This window comes from Acinetobacter sp. Colony158 (genome assembly GCF_019264745.1).
Lineage (GTDB): Bacteria > Pseudomonadota > Gammaproteobacteria > Pseudomonadales > Moraxellaceae > Acinetobacter > Acinetobacter ursingii.
The window spans coordinates 215,329-215,569 of sequence record NZ_CP078523.1 but is presented as its reverse complement, the minus strand read 5'-3'; the positions used below and the strand labels follow the sequence as shown (position 1 = coordinate 215,569).

The 241-nt window shown below is 36.1% G+C and carries 1 pseudogene; it reads right to left on the bottom strand.

From position 1 onward, the window contains the following. Positions 1–26 precede the first annotated feature (26 nt). Positions 27–241: pseudogene (locus JR005_RS00745) on the bottom strand (site-specific integrase); the annotation flags it as partial.

The following is a 241-nucleotide window of genomic DNA, read 5'->3' as shown; positions in this document are numbered from 1 at the left end:
GCTTCCGCCAAATATTTTAAAGGGAATCAAATATATAATTTGATTCCCTTTTTCTTTGGCACAATTTTGGCACTATTCGAAATTTTAGCTATCTCTTCTTTGTTCTTATCTGAATTAATCCACTTCGCATAACGTTTCATGAGCATCACCAAACTATGACCCAACTGTGAAGCGACATAGACTGGATTAAGTCCATTCATTAAGCATACAGTCGCATAAGTATGACGAGTGTTATAGGCAG